Annotated in this window: 21 protein-coding genes and 1 pseudogene; 9 read left to right on the plus strand and 13 right to left on the minus strand. The window is 69.3% G+C overall.

Annotated elements, in window-relative coordinates; genetic code table 11:
- Window positions 1–113: 113 nt before the first annotated feature.
- A complete protein-coding gene (locus ACF08M_RS27830) occupies window positions 114–1,151 on the minus strand; it encodes a GlxA family transcriptional regulator (protein WP_392188004.1) in 1,038 nt (345 codons plus the stop codon).
- Window positions 1,152–1,310: 159 nt separating this feature from the next.
- On the opposite strand from ACF08M_RS27830, the gene ACF08M_RS27835 reads away from it, so the two are divergent.
- Together ACF08M_RS27835 and ACF08M_RS27840 are read left to right on the plus strand one after the other, a co-directional pair.
- Window positions 1,311–2,144, plus strand: a complete 834-nt coding sequence (locus ACF08M_RS27835) for a S1 family peptidase (protein WP_392188005.1) — start codon at window positions 1,311–1,313, stop codon at window positions 2,142–2,144.
- Between the two features lie 115 nt (window positions 2,145–2,259).
- On the plus strand, window positions 2,260–3,231 hold the full coding sequence (locus ACF08M_RS27840) for a GlxA family transcriptional regulator (protein WP_392188006.1): 972 nt from the start codon (window positions 2,260–2,262) through the stop codon (window positions 3,229–3,231).
- A 10-nt stretch (window positions 3,232–3,241) separates the two neighbouring features.
- On the opposite strand, the gene ACF08M_RS27845 is transcribed toward ACF08M_RS27840, so the two are convergent.
- The 4 genes and pseudogenes from ACF08M_RS27845 to ACF08M_RS27860 form a co-directional block, all read right to left on the minus strand.
- Window positions 3,242–4,111, minus strand: a complete 870-nt coding sequence (locus ACF08M_RS27845; protein ID WP_392188007.1) for an MBL fold metallo-hydrolase — start codon at window positions 4,109–4,111, stop codon at window positions 3,242–3,244.
- 124 nt (window positions 4,112–4,235) lie between these two features.
- Window positions 4,236–4,529 (minus strand): annotated as a pseudogene (locus ACF08M_RS27850) (phosphotransferase); the annotation flags it as partial.
- 92 nt (window positions 4,530–4,621) lie between these two features.
- Window positions 4,622–6,106: an ATP-binding protein gene (locus ACF08M_RS27855; RefSeq protein WP_392188008.1), complete on the minus strand. Its 1,485-nt coding sequence runs from the start codon at window positions 6,104–6,106 to the stop codon at window positions 4,622–4,624.
- 25 nt (window positions 6,107–6,131) lie between these two features.
- A complete protein-coding gene (locus ACF08M_RS27860) occupies window positions 6,132–6,614 on the minus strand; it encodes an ATP-binding protein (RefSeq protein WP_392188009.1) in 483 nt (160 codons plus the stop codon).
- Window positions 6,615–6,725: 111 nt separating this feature from the next.
- Here ACF08M_RS27860 and ACF08M_RS27865 point away from each other — a divergent pair, with 111 nt between their 5' ends.
- Window positions 6,726–7,547: a helix-turn-helix domain-containing protein gene (locus ACF08M_RS27865; protein WP_392188010.1), complete on the plus strand. Its 822-nt coding sequence runs from the start codon at window positions 6,726–6,728 to the stop codon at window positions 7,545–7,547.
- Entirely contained in the window at window positions 7,544–7,807 is a 264-nt protein-coding gene (locus tag ACF08M_RS27870) for a DUF397 domain-containing protein (RefSeq protein ID WP_392188011.1), read from the plus strand. The genes ACF08M_RS27865 and ACF08M_RS27870 overlap by 4 nt, the downstream gene beginning before the upstream one ends.
- A gap of 56 nt (window positions 7,808–7,863) precedes the next feature.
- Here the strand turns inward: ACF08M_RS27870 and ACF08M_RS27875 are convergent, their stop codons facing one another.
- On the minus strand, window positions 7,864–8,367 hold the full coding sequence (locus ACF08M_RS27875) for a signal peptidase I (protein ID WP_392188012.1): 504 nt from the start codon (window positions 8,365–8,367) through the stop codon (window positions 7,864–7,866).
- 71 nt (window positions 8,368–8,438) lie between these two features.
- Window positions 8,439–9,026, minus strand: coding sequence for a hypothetical protein (locus tag ACF08M_RS27880; RefSeq protein ID WP_392188013.1), 588 nt, complete (start codon window positions 9,024–9,026; stop codon window positions 8,439–8,441).
- Between the two features lie 748 nt (window positions 9,027–9,774).
- On the opposite strand from ACF08M_RS27880, the gene ACF08M_RS27885 reads away from it, so the two are divergent.
- Window positions 9,775–11,004 (plus strand): glycoside hydrolase family 64 protein, encoded by a 1,230-nt coding sequence (locus tag ACF08M_RS27885; protein WP_392188014.1) that lies wholly within the window; start codon window positions 9,775–9,777, stop codon window positions 11,002–11,004.
- 147 nt (window positions 11,005–11,151) lie between these two features.
- Here ACF08M_RS27885 and ACF08M_RS27890 read toward each other — a convergent pair whose 3' ends face one another.
- Both ACF08M_RS27890 and ACF08M_RS27895 read right to left on the minus strand, forming a co-directional pair.
- Window positions 11,152–11,721: a TetR/AcrR family transcriptional regulator gene (locus ACF08M_RS27890; protein WP_392188015.1), complete on the minus strand. Its 570-nt coding sequence runs from the start codon at window positions 11,719–11,721 to the stop codon at window positions 11,152–11,154.
- Window positions 11,718–12,107, minus strand: coding sequence for a hypothetical protein (locus ACF08M_RS27895; protein ID WP_392188016.1), 390 nt, complete (start codon window positions 12,105–12,107; stop codon window positions 11,718–11,720). The genes ACF08M_RS27890 and ACF08M_RS27895 overlap by 4 nt, the downstream gene beginning before the upstream one ends.
- A 229-nt stretch (window positions 12,108–12,336) precedes the next feature.
- Here ACF08M_RS27895 and ACF08M_RS27900 point away from each other — a divergent pair, with 229 nt between their 5' ends.
- A complete protein-coding gene (locus ACF08M_RS27900) occupies window positions 12,337–13,191 on the plus strand; it encodes a serine hydrolase domain-containing protein (protein ID WP_392188017.1) in 855 nt (284 codons plus the stop codon).
- Between the two features lie 146 nt (window positions 13,192–13,337).
- Here ACF08M_RS27900 and ACF08M_RS27905 read toward each other — a convergent pair whose 3' ends face one another.
- Window positions 13,338–13,997 carry a response regulator gene (locus tag ACF08M_RS27905; RefSeq protein ID WP_392188018.1) on the minus strand — a complete coding sequence of 220 codons (660 nt, stop codon included), beginning with the start codon at window positions 13,995–13,997 and terminating at the stop codon, window positions 13,338–13,340.
- A complete protein-coding gene (locus ACF08M_RS27910) occupies window positions 13,994–15,247 on the minus strand; it encodes a sensor histidine kinase (RefSeq protein ID WP_392188019.1) in 1,254 nt (417 codons plus the stop codon). The genes ACF08M_RS27905 and ACF08M_RS27910 overlap by 4 nt, the downstream gene beginning before the upstream one ends.
- Window positions 15,248–15,380: 133 nt before the next feature.
- Between ACF08M_RS27910 and ACF08M_RS27915 the strand changes: the two genes are divergently transcribed.
- The 3 genes from ACF08M_RS27915 to ACF08M_RS27925 all read left to right on the plus strand — a co-directional run bounded on the left by ACF08M_RS27915 (window position 15,381) and on the right by ACF08M_RS27925 (window position 17,873).
- Entirely contained in the window at window positions 15,381–16,289 is a 909-nt protein-coding gene (locus ACF08M_RS27915; RefSeq protein ID WP_392188020.1) for an ABC transporter ATP-binding protein, read from the plus strand.
- Window positions 16,286–17,131 (plus strand): ABC transporter permease, encoded by an 846-nt coding sequence (locus ACF08M_RS27920; protein ID WP_392188021.1) that lies wholly within the window; start codon window positions 16,286–16,288, stop codon window positions 17,129–17,131. Before ACF08M_RS27915 ends, ACF08M_RS27920 begins: the two co-directional genes overlap by 4 nt.
- Before the next feature lie 172 nt (window positions 17,132–17,303).
- The gene (locus ACF08M_RS27925) at window positions 17,304–17,873 is read left to right on the plus strand and encodes a DinB family protein (RefSeq protein ID WP_392188022.1); all 570 of its coding nucleotides are present in this window, start codon (window positions 17,304–17,306) and stop codon (window positions 17,871–17,873) included.
- A 171-nt stretch (window positions 17,874–18,044) separates the two neighbouring features.
- Here the strand turns inward: ACF08M_RS27925 and ACF08M_RS27930 are convergent, their stop codons facing one another.
- Both ACF08M_RS27930 and ACF08M_RS27935 read right to left on the minus strand, forming a co-directional pair.
- On the minus strand, window positions 18,045–18,290 hold the full coding sequence (locus ACF08M_RS27930; protein WP_392188023.1) for a hypothetical protein: 246 nt from the start codon (window positions 18,288–18,290) through the stop codon (window positions 18,045–18,047).
- Window positions 18,287–19,126 (minus strand): hypothetical protein, encoded by an 840-nt coding sequence (locus ACF08M_RS27935; RefSeq protein ID WP_392188024.1) that lies wholly within the window; start codon window positions 19,124–19,126, stop codon window positions 18,287–18,289. Before ACF08M_RS27935 ends, ACF08M_RS27930 begins: the two co-directional genes overlap by 4 nt.
- Window positions 19,127–19,272 lie beyond the last annotated feature (146 nt).

Genomic DNA, 19,272 nt, shown 5'->3' on the forward strand with positions numbered 1-19,272 from the left:
AGTCCCCGTGACCGGACAGCGTCAACGACGTGTGGCTGCTGGGAACCCTCCAGTCCAACAACCGCTTTGCGTAAGTCCAAGTGGACGGTACGTGTCCTGCCGGGTACGCGAGATCAGCCGGAGCGGTCGTCGGCGCTGTCGGCCGGTCCGGCTTCGGCCGGTCCGGCCTGCTTGCCTTCCGCCCAGGTCAGGGCGGCCACCATGGAGCGGAATGCGGTGCGGTAGACGCGCGGGCCGGTGCCCGTGTGGTGCCGGAAGTGGTGGCGCAGGTTGGCGGGTGTGCCGAAGCCGGTGCGTGCGGCGATGCGCTCCACCGGCTCGTCCCCGCGCTCCAGCAGCCGCTGCGCCGCCTGGACGCGGGCGCGCAGCAGGTACTGGAGCGGGGTGAGCCCGGTCTCGGTCCGGAAGCGCCGGTTCAGGCCGCGCACGGTGAGCCCCGCGTGATCGGCGATGTCGTTCAGCGTCAGCGGGCGGTCGAGGTGGGCCTCCATCCACCGGATCGTGGGCCCGAGGGAGTGCGGGCCGGCCCGGTGGCAGGGTGCCGGCCCCGTGGCGTCCTCGGCGTCGGCGGGCGCGTGGAGCTGCAGGAAGACCTGCCGCTCCGTCTCGATGGCGACCGGTGTGCCGTGGTCCAGGGTGATCAGGTGCAGGCAGAGATCGAGGCCGCCGAGCACTCCGGCCGCGCTGTGGAACGGGTCCGCGTCCACGACGGCCCCCTCCGGATCGACGTCGGTCAGGGGATGACGCCGCGCCAGCTCCGCCGCGTACTGTCGCCCGGTGGCCGCCCGGCGTCCGTCGAGGAGCCCGGTGGCGGCGAGGGTGAACGTCCCGGTGCCGAACGCGCCGATACGGGCTCCCCGGTCCGCGGCGGCCCGCAGGGCGTCGGTGACCCCCGGGTCCGGCTCGTCGCGGAAACCGGCGTGGCCGGGCAGCAGTACGGTGTCGGCGTCCGCCAGCCCTTCCAGCCCCCAGGGCGTGTCCAAGGCGAAGGGCGCCGGGGAGCCGGTCCCGCGGAAACCGGGAGCGGTGCAGTACCGCAGCTCGTACGCGACATGCGGGTGGTGCCGGGCGGCGGTGCCGAAGCACATTCCGGGCCCGGTGAGTTCATGGCCCGGCACCCCGTCAAGCGCGAGGACGGCGATCACTGGCATGTCCAGAATTTAGCCGAGGGTGACATCAGGACCGCTTTTTCCGCACGGGCCCGGTCCGCAGGATGGGTGTGGCGCGGCACCGCAGGCGAGATGTCGCCCGGCAGCCGGTTCGCACATCCACCACGCGCGCGACGCGCGTCGGACCGAAGGAATCCAGCCGTGTTCACACGCAGTTCGCCGTCCGTCGGCCCGTCCCGGTCCCGCACGTCCCGCTCCCTCCGTGCGGGGCGGTTCGCCACCGTCGCCCTCGCCGCGACGGCCTGCGTCACGGCGATGTCCGGCAGCGCCAACGCCATCATCAACGGGCAGGAGGCCACGCAGCGTTACCCGTTCATGGCCACGCTCCCGCAGTGGGCCGGCCCGGTGCACGGCCAGTGCGGCGCCACGCTGGTCACCTCGCGCTGGCTGGTGACGGCAGCCCACTGCGTCATCACCCCGGAGACGATGGACGGCATCGTCCGCATCGGTTCCCACGACCGCGAGTCCGGCGGCACCGTGCGCCACATCAAGCGGACCGTCACCCACCCCGCCTACGACATCGAGTCCGGCAGGAACGACATCGCACTCGTGGAGCTGGACCGCCCCGTCTCAAAGAAGCCCATCCGCATCGCCAAGTCGGTGGGCGAACCCGGCACCCCGACGCGCCTGCTCGGCTTCGGCACCGTCGTCGACACGAACGACCTCTCCAAGGCGGTGTTCCCGGACAAGCTCCAGCAACTGGACACCCGCATCGGCGCCGTGAACGAGTGCTCGCCCGGCCACGCCGACGAGACCCGGATCTGCACCATCAGCAAAACGCCGGGCGCCATGGCCTGCTTCGGCAACTCCGGCGGCCCGCAGATCCAGCGCGGCCGGGACGGACGCTGGGAACTGGTCGGCGCCACGTCGGGCGACGGCGACACCGACCCGACCTGCGGCACCGGCCCCGGCATGTACACCAACGTTCCCGCGTACTCCACGTGGATCGACAAGACCATCCACGCGCACCGCTGACGCGACACGTACCCGGGCGGGCCAAGGCTCCTTGGGCCCGCCCGGGTACGCCCCGACCGCCCCAGACGCCCCCGTCCCCCGTCCCCCGTCCCCCACCTTCGGATAGATTCTGCATATGTCCGTTATCGCCGTTCTTGTGCCCGACAGGCTCCCCGGACACCAGCTGACCACCCCCGGGCTGGTCTTCGGGACAGCGACGACCAACCACCCCGGCGTCGAGTACGAGGTGCGGCTCTGCGCCGCTCCCGGCCTCACCGCCCTGGGGGCGCCCGCACCGCTCCAGATCTCCGTCCCGTGGGGGCTCGACGGTCTCACCGACGCGGACGTCGTCCTGATCCCCGGCCAGGACGGCGACGGCCCCCGCGACGAGCCCACGCCCGCGGTGCTCGCGGCGCTCCGGGCCGCGGCCGCACGCGGCTGCCGCATCGGCGCGATCGGCTCAGGAGTCTTCACCCTCGCGGCCACCGGCCTCCTCGACGCACGCCGCGCCACGACCGGCTGGCGGTACGCCGAGGAACTGGCCCGCCTCCACCCTCGTATCGAGGTCGATCCGATCGGCACGGTCGTGACCGACGGCCGGTTCCTCACCTCGGCCGGGATCTTCGGCAGCATGGACGTCTGCCTGCGCCTGCTGGCCCAGGACCACGGCGAGCGGGTGGCCGGCGAGACGTCCCGGGAACTCCTCACCCCGCTCCTGAGCCACGGCGACCGCGTCCAGGAGTGCATCGACCGCGAACTCACGGAGAGCGCGGGCATCGAACCGACGCTGCGCTGGCTGGAGGCCCGCCTGCACCTCCCGCTGACCCCGGCGGACCTCGCCGCACACGCCGGGATCAGCGTCAGCAGCCTCAACCGCCGCTTCCACGCACAGACCGGCACCACCCCGCCCCAGTACCTGCTGCGCCGGAGGCTGGAGCGGGCCCGCGAACTGCTGGCGGACACCGACCAGGGCGTGGAGCAGGTGGCGGCCCTGTGCGGCTTCACCTCGCCGGCCAGTCTGCGCCACCACTTCTCCCGGCTGACGGGCACCACCCCACGCGCCTACCGCAAGAGCCGCAGAGCGGCGCGCCCGACGGCCGGGGCCTGACGGTGCCTCCTCACCAGCGGATGGCGGTGAGGTCGACCGGCTGAGGCCGCAGGAGCGCCGCGCGTTCCGCCAGTGCGCGCAGCCGCCGGGACATCTCGTCGGCGTCCCGGCGCTGCCGGTCGCCGTGGCCGGGCAGCACCCACTCGAACCGCAGGTGCCCGGCCGTCCGCGCCAGGGAGGCGGCCAACTCCTCGATGGAGTACCAGGTCACGCTCTCCACGACTTCGAGATCACCGGTCGTCCGCGACCAGTAGAAGCTGTCGCCGCTGAAGCAGTACCGGTCGTCCGCGAGGTAGAGCACGCTGCCCCGGGTGTGGCCGGGCAGCGGATGGGCGGTCACGCCCTCGCCGATCTCCACGGGGTCGAGCCCCCGGATCACCCGGTCCGCGTCCGGTGCCGCGTCGAGGTCGCCTTCGTGAATCCACAGCCGGGCGCCGTAGTGGTCGGCGTAGCGGCGCCCGTGCGCGGCGTGATCGCGGTGGGTGAGCAGCACATCGGTGACGGCACCCGACGCCGCGTACCGGTCGGCCAGTCCGGGGCTCCAGCGCGGGGTGTCGATCATCATGACGGTGCCGGAGGGACGCCGGAGCAGGTAGGAGTTGGCACCGGCGGTGCGCCGGGAATTGTGCCCGCATACGAGCACGCCGTCGTCCAGCGCCATCGGGAACGGGTCGAGCGCGGGATCCGGCTGCCCCGACGCGGGGCGGATCGAGCGGGTGTGGCAGGCGAAGACGGCAGCGTGTAAGCGCCGGGTCTCCGCCTCGTCCTCCGGCTGCCGCAGGATCCGTGACGTTCCGTTCTCCTCGCCGATCAGTTCGGGTGCGAACTGTCGGGCCACGTCACAGTTGGTGCAACGGTCGTCCACGTACCAGTCGGCCATAGCAGGGCTCCTTCCACGTCCATGGAAGCGACCCCGTCCGGGGCCGCCGTTCCAGAGATAGCCCACACGCGACCGGAACCGGTAGACCCCACCGACCCAGGGCTTGTGTCGAAAGTGGAACACGAAGGTGGGCATGGCGGACCACAACATCGTCGACCACGGGGATGAAACTCGCCCGCGCGAAGCTGTCCGCCAGAAGGCACGCGTTGCGAGCCCGCAGGAAGATCTGCCGGTCGGCTTCCGCGTTTTCGGCCGACGAGGGCCATTGCCCACCGCTGACGATCATCTGCTGGAGTGCGTCCACCTCAAAATGGGCCGACATCCCGAGCCGGCCGGTCAGCGCAGCAGCCACTGTGGACTTCCCACTCCCAGGGATGCTGGTCAGCAGGACAGCACCGGCGGCCGGCTCACGGTCCAACGACCGTGATGCGTGAATCCAAGTGGACGGTGTGCGTCCGTTGGCTGACGTCGCTTCACGGACCCGTGCGGTGTCCGGAGCGCCCCCGGCATTCACTCCGCCGCGTATAGCCGCCGCAGATCCACGAGGACGACCTCGCCGTTGGCCTGCGCGTTCCACAGGCCGTCGGTGAACCCGGCGCCGCTGTAGCAGGCCGGCCGTACGGCGGAGGTGTCGATCCCTCGTCCCGCAAGCAGTTCCGTGATGTGCCGCAGGCGCTCCAGATGCCCCTCCCCCATGACCTGGTCCCACTTGGCCTCCCCCAGGGAGAGCAATACCCCGTTGTCCTGTCCGACGGCCCCGCGCACGACCACGTCGACTTCGTGACTGGTGCGGGCCGCCGGGTCGGCGACCGTCCCGTACGAGACGTCGATCGGCATGCCGCCGAAGGTCTCCGGGGCTGCGAAGTGCGCCACCCACTCCCGGCAGATCTGCTCGAAGTGCGGCCCGACCACCGCCGACAGGAACCGGGCACGGGAGTTTTCCCAGACCTGCTCCGCCAGTCCCCGGTCGAGCAGGGCAAGCTTGGTCCGGGAGACGACATGATCGAACGCGATCAGTGGTTCACCGATGCGGTAGACACTCCGGTTCTTGCGGAAGGCGTCCACTTCACGGCGTACGAGGCCGCAGTCCTGGAGCACCGTGAGCGGATGCGTGATGTCGCCCGCCGGTCGCCCCAGGCAGCCCGCGATCCCGCCTGCCGTCGCATTTCCCGAGGCCAGTGCGGCAAGCACGGAGTGGTAAAGCGCCCGGTCCCGCAGATCGGATTCGTCGGCCAGCAGGTATCGCGCCTCCCGGTAGAGAGGCGAGCGCGGTGACAGGGCCGTGCGGCACACCCAGGCGTCGAAGTCGTCGAGCCCGGCAGGGACATCGTCGCGTACGAACTCGCGGCGGTACGCGGGGGTGCCGCCCACCACGCTGTGCACGAGAAGTGCGAGCCGGGGATCGTCGATGCCCCAGAAGCTGGCTGCCTGCCGGAAGTCGAGCGGCTGGACGATGAGTTCAAGGCTCGCCCTGCCCCGGAGCGGCGAGGTGCCGCCGAGCAGTCCGCCCATGAACGAGAGCGAGCTGCCGCACAGGAGCAGCCTGGTACGGGACTCCAGCCGCTCGGGGCGGCGCGGGCCGTAGGCAACCTGAACAATGGAGGGAAGGGACGGGGTGGCGCGCGCGAGGTAGGGAAACTCGTCGATCACCACCGGCACCGGCTTCTCCCGTCCCAGCGCGAGCAGTGCATCGACGCACTGCTCCCACCGGTCGAAACGCAGCGGCCCGGCCGCCCCTGTGTACTGGCCCAGCTCCTCCCCGAACCGGCGCAGCGACTCCGCCTCCGTGGCCTCGTACGCGCAGAAGTAGAAGCCACCCGCAGCCCGGGCGAGCGAGTCGAGGAGGAATGACTTTCCCTGCCGCCTCCGCCCCGACACGACGCCGAGTGTCGCCTCGGGGCCAGGGTCGGCGGCGAACGCAGTGAGCTCGCTCCACTCCCAGTCCCGGTCGAACATGTCGGACGGCTTCGCGAGATTGCGGGGTTTCCCGGCCATGAGGAACGACCACTTTCGTGCTGGCTTACGGAATCACATTTCCCAGAAGTACGTTTCCGTTAACGATTCCGTCCGGCCCGGGACACGGGGCCGCCCCGCGCACCTTGAACTCGCACCACACCACCTTGCCGGGGTCCCGCTCCCCCACCCCCCACTTGTCGGCGAGCGCCGCCACCAGCAGCAGCCCGCGCCCGCCCTCCGCGTCGGGAGCCGGGTCCGCGACGACGGGGCGCACCTCCCCGTCGCCGCTGTCGTGGACCTCGACCCGCAGGACACCGTCGGCCGGCTCCAGACAGAGATGGATGCGGAAACCGCGACCGGGCGGGACACCGTGCAGCACGGCGTTGGTGGCGAGTTCGCTCACGCAGAGCAATACGTCGTCGGCGCGGGCATCGCACGTCCAGTCGACGAGAGCCTCACGGACGAACTGCCGTACGAGCGGCACGGCACGGCGTTCGCGCCGGTAGAACGCCTCGCGGAAGTACGGGAGTTGAGTTGGTTCGTTCACCCGGCCAAGGTCACACAAAGTCACTAGCGTTGATCAGCGCGTCGGGTCGTACAACGCAGCTGTACGGCTCCTGACGGGTCATCCGGGTTTCACGACGGGGAGAGGCAGTTCATGCACTCGGCAAAGAGGAACAAGCGGATCACGTCCTGGCATCTGATCGGCGCCCAGTTGGCGACGTTCCGCAAGGCGGCACGAATGACACAGACGGCCCTGGCCGATCAGTGTTGCGTGGGCGAGGACACCATCGCGTCGATCGAGCAGGGACGCAGGCCACTGCAGGCGGACTTCGCGGCTCAGCTGGACGAACTCTTCGACACGAGGGGGGTGTTGCAGGTCGCGGTGTCGAAGGTACCGAAGAAGGAGCGGTTTCCGGCGTTCGTACAGGATTTTGTGGAGTACGAGCAGGACGTACTGACCCTGCTGTCGTACGAGAATCAAGCGGTGCCGGGGATGCTCCAGACCGAGGAGTACGCCCGGTTCGTCTTCTCCTGCCTCTATCCGCCGATCGAGCAGGACCAGCTGGAGGAGTGGGTGGCAGGCCGACTCGACCGGCAGAAGCTCCTCGAACGCAAGCCCCGCCCCATGCTGCACTTCGTACTGGAGGAGAGCATTCTGCGCGGCGAGATCGGGAACCCCGCCATGCTGCGGAATCAGATTCGGCATCTGCGCCAATGCATGGAACTCCCCTTCCTGGGACTGCAGATCATGCCGATGAAACTCCCGAAGCACGCCGGGCTCGCGGGACCGATGGTGCTGCTGGAGACCCCCGATCACGACCACCTCGCGTACGTGGAGGGTCAGCTGACCAGCTACCTGCATGAAGATCCAGATGACGTCAGCGTCCTCCAGCAGAAATATGGGATGCTGCGTTCGCAGGCGCTTTCCGTCGAGAAGAGCGCGCGCCTACTGGACGAACTGCTTGGAGAGTCATGACCCGCGCAGCACACCCGGACCCTCGCTCGACCGCCCTCGTCTGGTTCAAGTCCAGCTACAGCGGCAGCCAGGGCGGCGACTGCCTCGAAGTCGCCTACAACTGGCGCAAGTCCAGCTACAGCAGCGACCAGGGCGGCAACTGCGTCGAGGTGGCCACCCACCCCGCCGCCGTCCACATCCGCGACTCCAAGGTCACGGACGGCCCCGTCCTCACCGTTCCCCCCGCCGCCTGGGCCGCCTTCGTCGGCGCCACGGTCTGAGGAGCTGCCTTCTTATCGTTCTCGGGGGCTGTGTGGAGTTCGGTCGTTGGTCATGGTCATCGGGCGGGCTCCTTGTGTTGGCTTCGGCTGTGCAGTGGCAGAGCGGCAAACGCGAGCAGAATGGCAAGGCCGATTAGCACGATCGCCTCGGACACGAATTGCCTGGCGCGCCAGAGCTGGGCCGGCAGCCCGACCCAGGGCACGCGCAATCGCGCTACGCCTTTGAGTGCCCTGGGCCGAACCGGGGTGGAGTCCGGTACTGAATTGGCGTCACCTTTGGTGATCAGGTCGTTGTTGGGAAGTACCTGGTAGACCCGATGGGTGAGCAGATGGCTGGGTCGGGTGGGGTCCTGAGCCAGCACGATTTGGCCCACCGTCGGCGTACGGTCGTGCGGTGGAGGCTGGTAGAGAACGACATCGCCTGGCATGAGGGCGGGGCGCATGGAGCCGGACTGCACCACACCCGCTGTCCAGCCCAGCGTCACCACGGGCAATTGCGCCCACACCAGCAACCCAACCACCGAGCCGACCACGGTACGTGAAATAACCGCGGTGACCACGCGGATCGGGTGCGGGGCGCCCTCGGCCGTGGGTTGGCGGAGCGCGTCGGCGGCTGGATCACTTGATGGAGTCACTTTTCTTCCCGCGCTTCCCAGGTGAAAGACGCCTCGTTGGTGTCCACGCTCTGCGAGCTGTTGGGTGCGCTCCGGCTGAACTCCCACGCGAAGCGGAAGCTCAGCGAGTTGGGTGGCTTGCCGGGCAGGGTCCAGGGACCCACCCCCGTGCGGAAGTCGGTGTACAGAGCGATGAACTGGTCCAGGGTGCCGTCGAAGGCAGTCTTGTGCGCAGTGAAGCCGTTGCAGTTTCCGAAGGTGCCGCCGCTGCCTACCTCGATTTTGAGGTTGATGAAGGATTGGAAGTTGCTGGGCCAGTTCGGTGAGTTGCTGTACAGCTTGAGCGCGGTGGGGAAGTCGGCGTTCGACTTGATCCTGATGCAGTTGGAGCCTCTGTCGCCAGGTCGCATGTCATCGATGCGGAACATGGGCACCGTGCTGTCGTTGGCCAGCCCCAGCGAGCCGGCGGACCACGTGTTGCCGCTGTTGCTGCTCGTCCCGCTCCAGTCGGCGTTGGTGGCACCCCAGACCAGGCCACCGCTGAGCAGTAACCCGAGCGGAACGGGCACCACCTTCACCAGCACGTTCAGCCAGGGACGCGTCATCGCCCACTCCGTTCGATTCCGTCGCTGGTGCAGCTTATGGTCTCGCCCTGTCTCACCTGCGGTGGTGCAGCTCCGTGTCGCAATCCGGGTCTGGTGGAGGCTCGTCTCCCTGAGGAGGGTCGGGAACCGGAAACGGAGCGTCCGTCACCGCGCCAGGTCGGCGGCGATCCATGGCGGCCGCCACTACCGGCCCACACAGGCGGCGCCGTCTGCCTCTCCACGTCGGTTTGCTCGTCGCGGGTGGTGTACCTCACCTGGGGAGGCCAGCCCTGGACACGCTGAATCCGTCCCGTGCGTCTCTGGATGCCCTGGCCCCTTGTACTGCACACGATCTCCCCGGTTGCGCTCCATCACTGTCTCCTCCTTCCGAGGCCGAACTGCACGTGTTCGCCTGTCTGAGGTGCGAAACCCGCCGCACATCCGCTCCGAGCACAGGTCGCACTGCCATGACATCGCGGCTGATGACCACCAGCGACCGCTGTCGGCCGAACGAGGTAACGCGGTCCACGGCGGTGGGTGGCCCAGGCTCGGGGTTGAAGACGGTGCGGTCGCTGATGCGGCGACGGCAGCCCAGCGGGTGGGCCGGATCGAAAACCCACCACGGCGACGACCGACCCGCGCTCTCAGCCACAAGCCTTGACGCCCACCGCGGCCGTCACGAGAGTGGTGCGCACCGCGGACTCCCCACAGCGTCACTCCCCCGCACGATCACCTCGTCCGCGGCCCCCCACACCTCGGGAGTCCTCTCGTGATTTCGCGCAGACTGTTCCTGACGGGCAGCGCCGCCGCCTCCGCGACCGCGCTCACCTACCCCTTATGGGGAAGCGCTCTGAGCCCCCACACCTCTGCTGCCCCCGCGACCTGTGAACTCGCCCTGGAAAACCGCTCGTTGCCCGGCAGGGTCAACGCCTATGTGACCGGCCACGAGCAGGGCACCGACCGCTGGGTGCTGCTGCGGGCCGACGGCAGCGTCTATCGTCCCGACTCCCCCGCCGCGCCGCAGACGCCGCTGCCGGTCGACTGCGCCATCCCCCTCAACGCGGCGGGCGGCGCACCCGTCGTACTGGCGCTTCCCCAGATGTACGGTGCGCGCGTCTACTTCGTACGCGACGACACCCTCACCTTCTACCTCAACCCCGGCCCTGCCCTGGTCGAACCGGCGTTCGCGACGTCCACGGACGCCAACTACGGGCGGACCTGGTCCTTCTGCGAGTTCACCTTCAATGCTCAGCAGCTGTACGCGAACATCAGCTACGTCGACCTGGTCACCGCGCTGCCGATCGGCCTGACCCTGGAGGGCGACTCCACCCACACCGTGGCGCCGCTCCCCGACGGTGCCGTGCAGCGGATCGCCGACGGTCTCGCCGCCCAGGCCGCCACCGACGGCCAGCCGTGGGACAAGCTGGTCATCCGCGGCGCGGACGGCAACGTACTGCGCGTGATCTCACCGCAGAACCTGATGGCACCGTTCTTCGACCGCCCGGACGAGATGCCGTTCCGGGACGTGTTCACTTCCTACATCGACCAGGTCTGGGAGAAGTACCGCTCCACCGATCTGCGCATCGACCTCCAGGGCGGCCGCGGCGTCCGCACCGGCCGGGTCAACGGCGACCTCCTGACCTTCGAAGGCGGGCACACCTTCACCAAGCCCGTCTCGAAGGACGTCTTCACCTGCAACCACGGCCCGTTCGCCAACAACCCGGACGACCCGGACGACAAGAAGGCCCTGCTGGCCCGCCTGGCCTCCGGTTTCAACCGCTCCCTGATGCTCACCCACCCCGACCAGCCGAACGGCACCTCGACCGCCGACTACTACCGGGACCCGGCCACCAACCACTGGTCCCGGGTCGTCCACGCCAACACCCCGATCGGCTACGCCTTCCCCTACGACGACGTCCGCCCCGACGGGCAGCCGGACGTCTCGGGCGCCGCGAACGACGGCAACCCGCGGCGCTTCACGGTGAGCGTGGGGGCCTGAGTCCGCCCGACGGCCAGGGGGGCCGACCACCTGGCGGCCCGGTGCCCGCGCCCCTGGCCGTCGTGCGGCGGCCGGCTGTCTGACGACCGCTTGGTGGTCGCCCCGGCCCCTGGCGCCGGGCCCCCACGTGGCTCCCAAAGCCGCTATCTATGCGAGCTGATGCTCGACCAAGGTGACCAAGCCCTCGATGAGGGGGCCGGGATCGAGGTCCGGGTCGAGCATGCGCTGGAGCAGGAAGCCGTCGATCGCCGCCGTGAGGGTTACCGCCACGGGGAGCGGGCGTGCGACCCCTCGCTCGGCGAACCAGTCGCACAGCCACTGCCGCAACTCGGCCAGCGAAGCCGCGATCTCGGCGCGCAGTTGGTCGTCCCGGCTGGCCGCGACGAGGGACTCGTACAACAGCAGCAGTTCCGGATCACGCGGTCCACCGGCGGACAGGACGCGGAGCATGGCTTCGACGGCCGCCGCAGGATCTGTCCGTGTCAGGGCATCGCCGATCCGGTCGAGGAAGAACGTCCGGATCTTGCGCACCGCGGCGATGCGCCGGAGTTCGTCGATGCTTCCCACGTGGTAGTGGATCACGCCGGTGTTCACGCCCGCGCGTTCCGCGACCCGTCGGCTGCTCACGCCGCCCCAGCCCACTTCGGGGATGAGGGAGGCCGCAGCCTCGATGATCTTCTCGCGGGTGTCCGTCCGGGGGGAGGGATTGCTGTTCACAGCCGCATCCCCTGGATCGCGACCACGGCACCCACGCCGGCCGACGCCAACGCGATGGCTTCGAGGACGAGCAACTGCACGGGCAGAGGGTCGGGGACGACAGGGAAGACCGCGCCGAGGTCAGCCGCGAAGACCGCGATGTAGCCCAGGCTCAGCACCAGTGCCGCCGCGAAGGCCCAGTGCTGGTTCGCCAAGGCGAACCCGGCCACCACGAAGCTGGCGAGCCCCAGAGAGGTGAGACAGACGTTGAAGCTGTTGTACTGCCAGCGGGGAAGCGACGAGAAGTCCCTCGTGTCGACCAGCTTCCCCGGGACCATGGGAATCAGCAGAAGAGCTTCCCAGACCAGGAACGCCCCGGTCACGGTCGCCAACAAGGATTGACTCATCACACGCCTCCAGCGCTGTAGATCCATTCATTCCTTTTGGACGATAGTCCTGGACGGTCGTCCAAATCAAATGGAGGGTACTGCGACCAGCACGGTCGCTTCGTGCGGGCGGCGAGTCAGGTCAGCCTCTTCTGGATCGAATCGGGAAAGACATACTGGGGTACGCTCCCCGGTCCCGCCGGTACAGCAGCCTGCGCCGCTTCCCCGTCCTCCGCACAGAAAGCCGCCCATGCGCCCCGTGCCCACCTGCATCCTCAGCAGCAGCGAAGCCCCCCAAGCCGTGCATGGACATGCCGTCGACGCATACGTCCAGATCGGATCTCTGAGCAAGACGCTCACCGGAACCGCGCTGGCCCAACTGGCCGCCATGGGCGTGCTCCAGCTGGATGCCCCACTGGAGCAGTTCCTGCCCGTCCCGCGGGGCACGGGCATCACCTTGAGGCATCTCGCCCAGCACACCTCCGGGCTGCCACGGCTCCCGCCGCACGTGAAACGGCGCGACCCGTACTCCGCCTTCGACGATGCCGCCCTGCACGCCGTGCTCCAGGGACTGGACGCCCTCACCACTGCCGCCCCGGGCCATACCGAGGAATACTCCAATCTCGGATACGCCGTCCTCGGAGCCGCGCTGACTTCCGCCGCGGGTATGTCCTACCAGGATCTTCTGGACCACTACGTCCTCGCCCCTCTGGGCATCACCGAGGTGACAAGCACTCCGCCGCCGGACAGGCGCCTCTACAGCCGCGGGCTGTTCGGCCGCCCACGCCGTCCCTGGACCATGACCGGCGCCATCCTGCCCGCAGGCGGGCTCTGGGCCACCCCGCGGGCCGCTGCCGACCTGGTGGCCGCGCTTCTCGTGGACCGGAAACTGGGGGAGCCCGCCATGTCCTGGCAGAGAGCCGGCACCGTGCTCTGGCACAACGGCGCCACCGGCGACGCCTCCGTTTTCGCCGGCGCCGTGCCGGACGGCAGATGGGTACTGGTCCACCGTCTCACCCGACAAGCCGACCGCACCGACGAACTGGGCATCGAACTCCTGCAACAGGCCACACCTGGCCCCCACCGGCGGCCATCGCCGAGCTGACCAGCCTGCTGGCCCCCGGCGACGGCCGGCGGTGAGCCAGGACCTTGATCAACCTGCGCACTGACGGCAGGCGAGGCTGGAGCGGACTCGTGCGGCGCGGATCGCGCGCCGCCCGCCGGTGCTCGCTGCGCAGGGAGTTCGTCCGCTCACCGGGACGGTGCCACCAGGCCCGCCTCATAGGCCAGGATCACCAACTGCACCCGGTCACGGGCATCGAGCTTGGCGAGCAGCCGGGTCAGGTAGGTCTTGGCGGTGGCGATGCTGATGCAGAGCTCGCCTGCGATCTCCGTGTTGGACAGGCCCCTGCCGACCAGGGTCAGCACCTCGCGTTCCCGGTGGGTGATGCCGCCGAGCTCCGCCCGCCGCGGCAGTGGCGTTACGGGCCGGGCGGTGAACTCCTTGATCAGCCGGCGGGTGACAGCCGGTGCGATCAGGGCGTCCCCGGCTGCGACGATCCGGATTGCTGCGAGGATGTCGTCCAGGGCCATGTCCTTGACGAGGAATCCGGAGGCGCCGGCGTGCAGCGCCCCGTAGACGTAGTCGTCGTCGTCGAAGGTCGTGAGGACGACGACGCGTGCGGAGCCGGTGCCCGTCGTGATCAGCCGGGTGGCCTCGATGCCGTCCATGCCGGGCATCCGGAGGTCCATCACGACGACGTCGGGGGCGAGTTCCTCCGTCAGCCGCACCGCTTCCACACCGTCTGAGGCCTCGCCCACCACCTCGATGTCGGCGGTGTCGGTGATGACCATCTGCAGGGCGGCGCGGACCAGGGGCTGGTCGTCGGTGAGTACGACACGGATGGTCATCTGGCTCCCGTCTTCTCTTCCGCCTCGGTCATGGCCGGCAGCGGCAGTCTGGCCAATACCAGGAAGCCGCCCCCGGGTCGGGGTCCGGCCGTGAAATCGCCGTGCAGCAGGGCGGCCCGCTCGCGCATACCGATCAGGCCGTATCCGCTGTCCGTGCTGGTGCCGCCGCCTTCCCCTCGGTCCGAGATCTCGACCGCGAGTTCGTCCGCGCGGTAGTCGATGCGCACGAGGCAGGAATCGGTCCCCGAGTGCCGTACGGCGTTGGTCACCGCCTCCTGGACGATCCGGAACGCCGCGAGGTCGATGTCAGCGGGAAGCGGGCGGCGCCTGCCCTGCCGGCACACCTCCACGCGGACGCCGGCGGCCGTGGCCGTCGCGGCGAGTCGTTCCACGTCCGACAGGCCGGCGGCCGGTTGCAGGGACGCTTGTGCACGCCCATGGTCCTGGCCGGTGCCTTCCTGATCCTGGTCGGCCTGGCGCAGGGCGCCGAGCATCCGCCGCAGCCCGGACAGGGTCTCGCGCCCCGCCTTCTCCACAGTGAGCATCGCCTCCCGGGCCCTGGCCGGCTGGGTCTCGACGACCCGGGCTGCGGCGCCGGCCTGCAGGGCGATGATGCCGATGCTGTGGGCGACGGTGTCGTGCATCTCGCGGGCGATGCGCAGCCGTTCGGCGGTGACGGCCTGCGCGGCGGCCCGTGCGTACAGCTCTTCGGTGTGGGCGCGGGCTTGGTAGACCGAGTTGCCGATGAGCCAGGCGATGGCCACGGTCAGGGCCATGAAGGGCTCGGGAGCGATCCCGGAGTCGTCCCCCGTGAGCAGCCGCATCATGAAGTAACAGGTGAGCACGGATAGGGCCCCCGCGGCGGCCGTGAGCGAGTTCCGCCGGCATCGGACGGCCGCGATGTAGCAGAGGGCCACGTCCACTGCCAGGAACTGCAGGGGCGGGATCTCGTCCTGGCGCCAGGCCACCGTCGAGGCGACCGTACCGGCGATCACCAGTGCGTACGCCGTCGAAGTCCTGCGGCGCAGCACCGCACTGCCGGCCAGGACCAGCACGAAGGCGAGAGCGAGCAGAGCCCGGGCTCCCGGCGAATCGAGCCCGTCCCGGGGAAAGTTGAGCGAGTACCCCCGTCCCGGCGGCATCACGACGTACTCGACGATGGGCTGCACCGCTGCCACCAACCACGCCAGCGTCGTCCACAGGCCCGGCGGTATGCGCTTGAGCAGCGGCAGAGACAGGGAGACGGACATCTGGTGATCGTAACCATGGGCTGTTGAGTGGCCATCGGCCCGCGGTTGTACAACCGGGGTTGACACGCGCGCCCGACGATTGTCATCGCTTGGCCGACGACGGGCGGGGCCTCTCACCCGCACCGTTGTCCCCGTGATCGAAGTCAACGAGCTCACGAAGCGATACGGCAGCACGACGGCCGTCAAGGATCTGACCTTCACCGTGCGACCCGGTGAAGTGACCGGGTTCCTCGGACCGAACGGTGCGGGCAAGAGCACCACGCTGCGGATGATCCTTGGCTTGCATGAGCCCACCAGCGGCAGCGTCACCGTCGACGGCCGCTCCTTCCGCGATCGCCCCCGCGGTCTGCGTCATGTCGGCTCCCTCCTCGACGCCGGCGATGTGCACGGCGGGCGCAGCGCGGTAGCGCAGCTGTCCGCCCTGGCCCGCAGCAACCGCATCCCGCAGCGCCGGGTGGAGGAGGTGCTGCGGGAGGTCGGCCTCGCCGAGGTCGCCCGGCGCCGCATCGGCGGATTCTCGCTCGGCATGAAACAGCGGCTCGGCATCGCGTCCGCCCTGCTGGGTGACCCACCGGTACTGCTCTTCGATGAACCGCTCAACGGCCTCGACCCGGAAGGCGTGAAGTGGGTGCGGGACCTGTTCGGGCGGCTCGCCGCCGAAGGCCGCACCGTGTTCGTCTCCAGCCATCTCATGTCCGAGATGGAGCACACCGCCGATCAGCTGATCGTCATCGGCCGCGGCGAGCTGATCGCAGCGGAAGGTCTTACGGAGTTCTCCGCTCGCGGCACCCCGCAGAGCGTCACGGTGGGCACGCCCGCCGCAGCCGTCCTGAGAGACCTGCTGACGGCCGAGGGAGCGGCTGTGCACACGGCGGGCGACCTGCTCGCCGTGACTGGTCTGACCACGGTCCGGATCGGTGAGATCGCTTTGGAGCACCGCATTCCGTTGCATCACCTCAACACCCGGTCCGCCTCATTGGAAGAGGCGTTCATGGAGCTCACCGCCGACAGCGTGCAATACCTCGCAGGAGACCCGCAGTGACCACGACATACGCTCCCGCCGGTGAACTCGGCGCCGACGAACCCCGCGCCCGCTTCCACGACCTGGTGGCCGCCGAGTGGATCAAGCTTCGGTCGCTGCGCTCGACCTGGATCGCGTACGGGGCCGCCGCCCTGGCCGTCATCGCGTTCAACGCAGGCACCGCCTACGACACCTATCACTACTGGCCGGCGCGGCAGGCGGCGGACCGGGCCGACTACGTCCGGGCAGGAATTCCGCTGCAGGAGGCGTTCACGGCGAACGCCGCCATGGTCATGATGCTCGCCCTCGGTGCCGTCGGCGCCGTCGCGATCATCGGCGAGTACAGCACGGGCACCATCCGTACGACGTTCGCGGCCGTTCCGGCCCGCCGTTCGGTGATGGCCGCCAAGACGGTGGTCGTCACGGCGGTCACCACCGTCTTCGGCTCGATCGTCGCGGGGGCCTCGTTCGGCCTGACGCAGGCAATCCTCGGCGGCCGGGACGCAGGCGTCTCGATCAGCTACCCGGGCGCCCTGCGCGTCGTAGTGGCGTCCGCCCTCCTTGCGCCCGTGTGCGCGGTCGTCGGCATGGCCATCGGCTCCGTCATCAGGCACACCTCGGCCACCATGATCGCCTCGGTGGTGGTCATCCTCGTGCTGCCCCTCGTCTTCACCGATGGCCGCCACTGGTCGGCGGTCGCCGGGCACGCCACGCTCTACCAGGCGTGGTTGCGGCTCGTGGAGGCCGGCTCCCCCCGGACCGACTTTCCGTGGACGACCGGCGGAGCCTGGACCGTCTACGCGGTGTGGGCGCTCACCGCAGCCGTACTCGCCGTCACCAGCGCGCAACGGCGCGACCAGTGAGAGGGCCGGTCGGTCAACTGCCCGGGGGGCGGGACGGCCGCCCTCGCCCGGGATCAGTTGGGGGTCGGCTCCGCGGTGTGGGCGTCGCGCCATGAGCCGAGACCATCAGAATCAGAAGCCGCGGCCCCTGCGGACACAAATCAGTGGCGGGCTCAGGTCGTTGGAGACGAGGATGGAACGTATGAGTGATCAACCCGCACGATGGAGCCAGGCGACCGTCTACCCCGATATGTGGGCCGACCCGGACAACGACCCCCGCGAAAACGACGGACCCAGTCCGGACGGCGAGCTCGCGACGCTGGAAGACTTCCTGTCGGGGTTCCGCTTGACCCTGCGGATGAAGTGCGAGGGCCTGGACGCGGAGCAGTTGGCCCGGCGGTCGGTTCCGCCGTCGACGATGTCGCTGCTCGGTCTGCTCCGTCACCTCGCCGAGGCGGAACGGGACTGGCGCAACTGGATCAGCGACGGCGATCCGCTCCCGAAGCTGTACGGCGTGCGTGACGCGGACTTCGACGGAGCCGTCGCCGATCAGGCCCTGGTCGACGCCGCGTACGCCGATCTGGAGCGCGAGCAGGCCGCGACCGACGCCGCGCTGGCCGAGCATCCGGATCTGAGCGAGCGTCTGGGGAAGGACAAGATCGCGGTCCGGGAGATGATGGTGCATCGGGTCGAGGAATACGCCCGTCACTGCGGGCACGCCGACCTGTTGCGCGAGTGCGTCGACGGAAGGGTGGGCCAGTAAGGGCGGGCCGGTGACGAGGGCGAGCGTGAGGGTCTGAGCCCTGGGCCGGGGCGGCCCGCCGCGCCCCGGCACCGGCGCATCGCTCACCCGCCCCGGCCCCGGTGGCGGCGCGGGCCGACGGGCGAGGCGAGGCCGGCCCGGCGACCTGGTCGCTGTGCCCGAGCCCTCTCCTCAGTGCTCCCGCGTGTACGTCACGATCCACGCAATGACGATGACGACCCCGAGAACCCCCACGCCGAAGACGCCGAGGGCCGTCCAGATCCCCTTTCCGTCCACCGCGGAGCGCACCCCGCCGGCGAGCCCGCCGACAGCCATGCAGATACCGAGGACGAACGTCCGCGAAGTCCGAGGGCGTAGCCAGTGCCCCATGTTCGGGCTGCGACGACCGGGCGGCGGCGGGCCTGCGGAGTGCTTCACCGGTACCTCACCTTTCCTGGTTCTGCTGGTGCTACCACACGGGTGTCACCGGGTTCCTTCTTCGACGGGGTGTAGTAGAAGTCGATTCCGGTCGCCACCACGGCTACCGGCGCACCGAATATCTTCCCCCCGAACTTACCGATCGTGTTGATGAACGTGGGGCGGTGGTGTTTCCCCTTTACGTCGCTCAGGATCGATCCCTTCTCAAGATGCTTGCTGGCCTCGCCGGCGGCGTACGCGGGCGTGCCGCCGATGAATCCCTGCGCCGCGCCGTTGATGTCTCCGCGCAGGAGTGCTTCGCCGCCGCCCATCCAGGATCGGTAACTGAGGAACTCGGCAATGGGCTTGATGGTGCCGCTGCCCCACTTCTTGGGAGGCTCATACTCCGTCTTGTCCAGCTTTGTTCGTTGCTCTTGCACCATGCCCGTCTTCGCATCCTTCAACGAGCCGTAGTGCATGCTGCTGAACTCGTGCGGGTCCTTGGTGAGATCCCTCAGACCCCAGGCACAGAGTGCGTCGGCGTCGACCGCACGCTGGAGAATGGCCTCCAGCCGATCGACGAGTGCGTCGACGTCACCCGGGGCCGCATGGGAGCCCTCCGGGTGCGTGATGACTCCGTCCGGAGCGACTCTGAGGCCGTGCGGCGGATTGTCGTAGATCGCTTCGAGGTCGCCCTTGGCTTTCGTCAACTCACCGTAGGCGTCCTTGAGTATGTTGGTGATGCTCTCGGCCTGGGTCACCGCATCACGGAACTCGGCTGCCGTCCTCGTAACGAACGGCTTGGTGACGGAAGCGTTCTCGCCCTTCCAGGCCGTCCCTTCCGCATAGGAACTCATGTCCCCGGCATCCTTGGTCGGACGGTGCCGGGCCCGGGTCCGCCGTCGGCGCACTGTTGAGCTGTAGGCGGGCGGCGGCCTTGGCCTTGAGGTCGGCCCACTCTTCTTCGAAGGACATGAGGCCTCCTGTGATCGCGATGGCCGGT

Source organism: Streptomyces sp. NPDC015032, from assembly GCF_043080425.1.
Classification (GTDB): Bacteria; Actinomycetota; Actinomycetes; order Streptomycetales; family Streptomycetaceae; genus Streptomyces.

Coding starts and splice junctions, on each gene's coding strand:
- ACF08M_RS27845 (WP_392188007.1), bottom strand. CDS start 4,111: ATGGCCGACTGGTACGTGGACGACCGTTGCACCAACTGTGACGTGGCC.
- ACF08M_RS27870 (WP_392188011.1), top strand. CDS start 7,544: ATGACCCGCGCAGCACACCCGGACCCTCGCTCGACCGCCCTCGTCTGG.
- ACF08M_RS27855 (WP_392188008.1), bottom strand. CDS start 6,106: ATGGCCGGGAAACCCCGCAATCTCGCGAAGCCGTCCGACATGTTCGAC.
- ACF08M_RS27865 (WP_392188010.1), top strand. CDS start 6,726: ATGCACTCGGCAAAGAGGAACAAGCGGATCACGTCCTGGCATCTGATC.
- ACF08M_RS27900 (WP_392188017.1), top strand. CDS start 12,337: ATGCGCCCCGTGCCCACCTGCATCCTCAGCAGCAGCGAAGCCCCCCAA.
- ACF08M_RS27905 (WP_392188018.1), bottom strand. CDS start 13,997: ATGACCATCCGTGTCGTACTCACCGACGACCAGCCCCTGGTCCGCGCC.
- ACF08M_RS27895 (WP_392188016.1), bottom strand. CDS start 12,107: ATGAGTCAATCCTTGTTGGCGACCGTGACCGGGGCGTTCCTGGTCTGG.
- ACF08M_RS27880 (WP_392188013.1), bottom strand. CDS start 9,026: ATGACGCGTCCCTGGCTGAACGTGCTGGTGAAGGTGGTGCCCGTTCCG.
- ACF08M_RS27935 (WP_392188024.1), bottom strand. CDS start 19,126: ATGAGTTCCTATGCGGAAGGGACGGCCTGGAAGGGCGAGAACGCTTCC.
- ACF08M_RS27830 (WP_392188004.1), bottom strand. CDS start 1,151: ATGCCAGTGATCGCCGTCCTCGCGCTTGACGGGGTGCCGGGCCATGAA.
- ACF08M_RS27840 (WP_392188006.1), top strand. CDS start 2,260: ATGTCCGTTATCGCCGTTCTTGTGCCCGACAGGCTCCCCGGACACCAG.
- ACF08M_RS27910 (WP_392188019.1), bottom strand. CDS start 15,247: ATGTCCGTCTCCCTGTCTCTGCCGCTGCTCAAGCGCATACCGCCGGGC.
- ACF08M_RS27925 (WP_392188022.1), top strand. CDS start 17,304: ATGGAACGTATGAGTGATCAACCCGCACGATGGAGCCAGGCGACCGTC.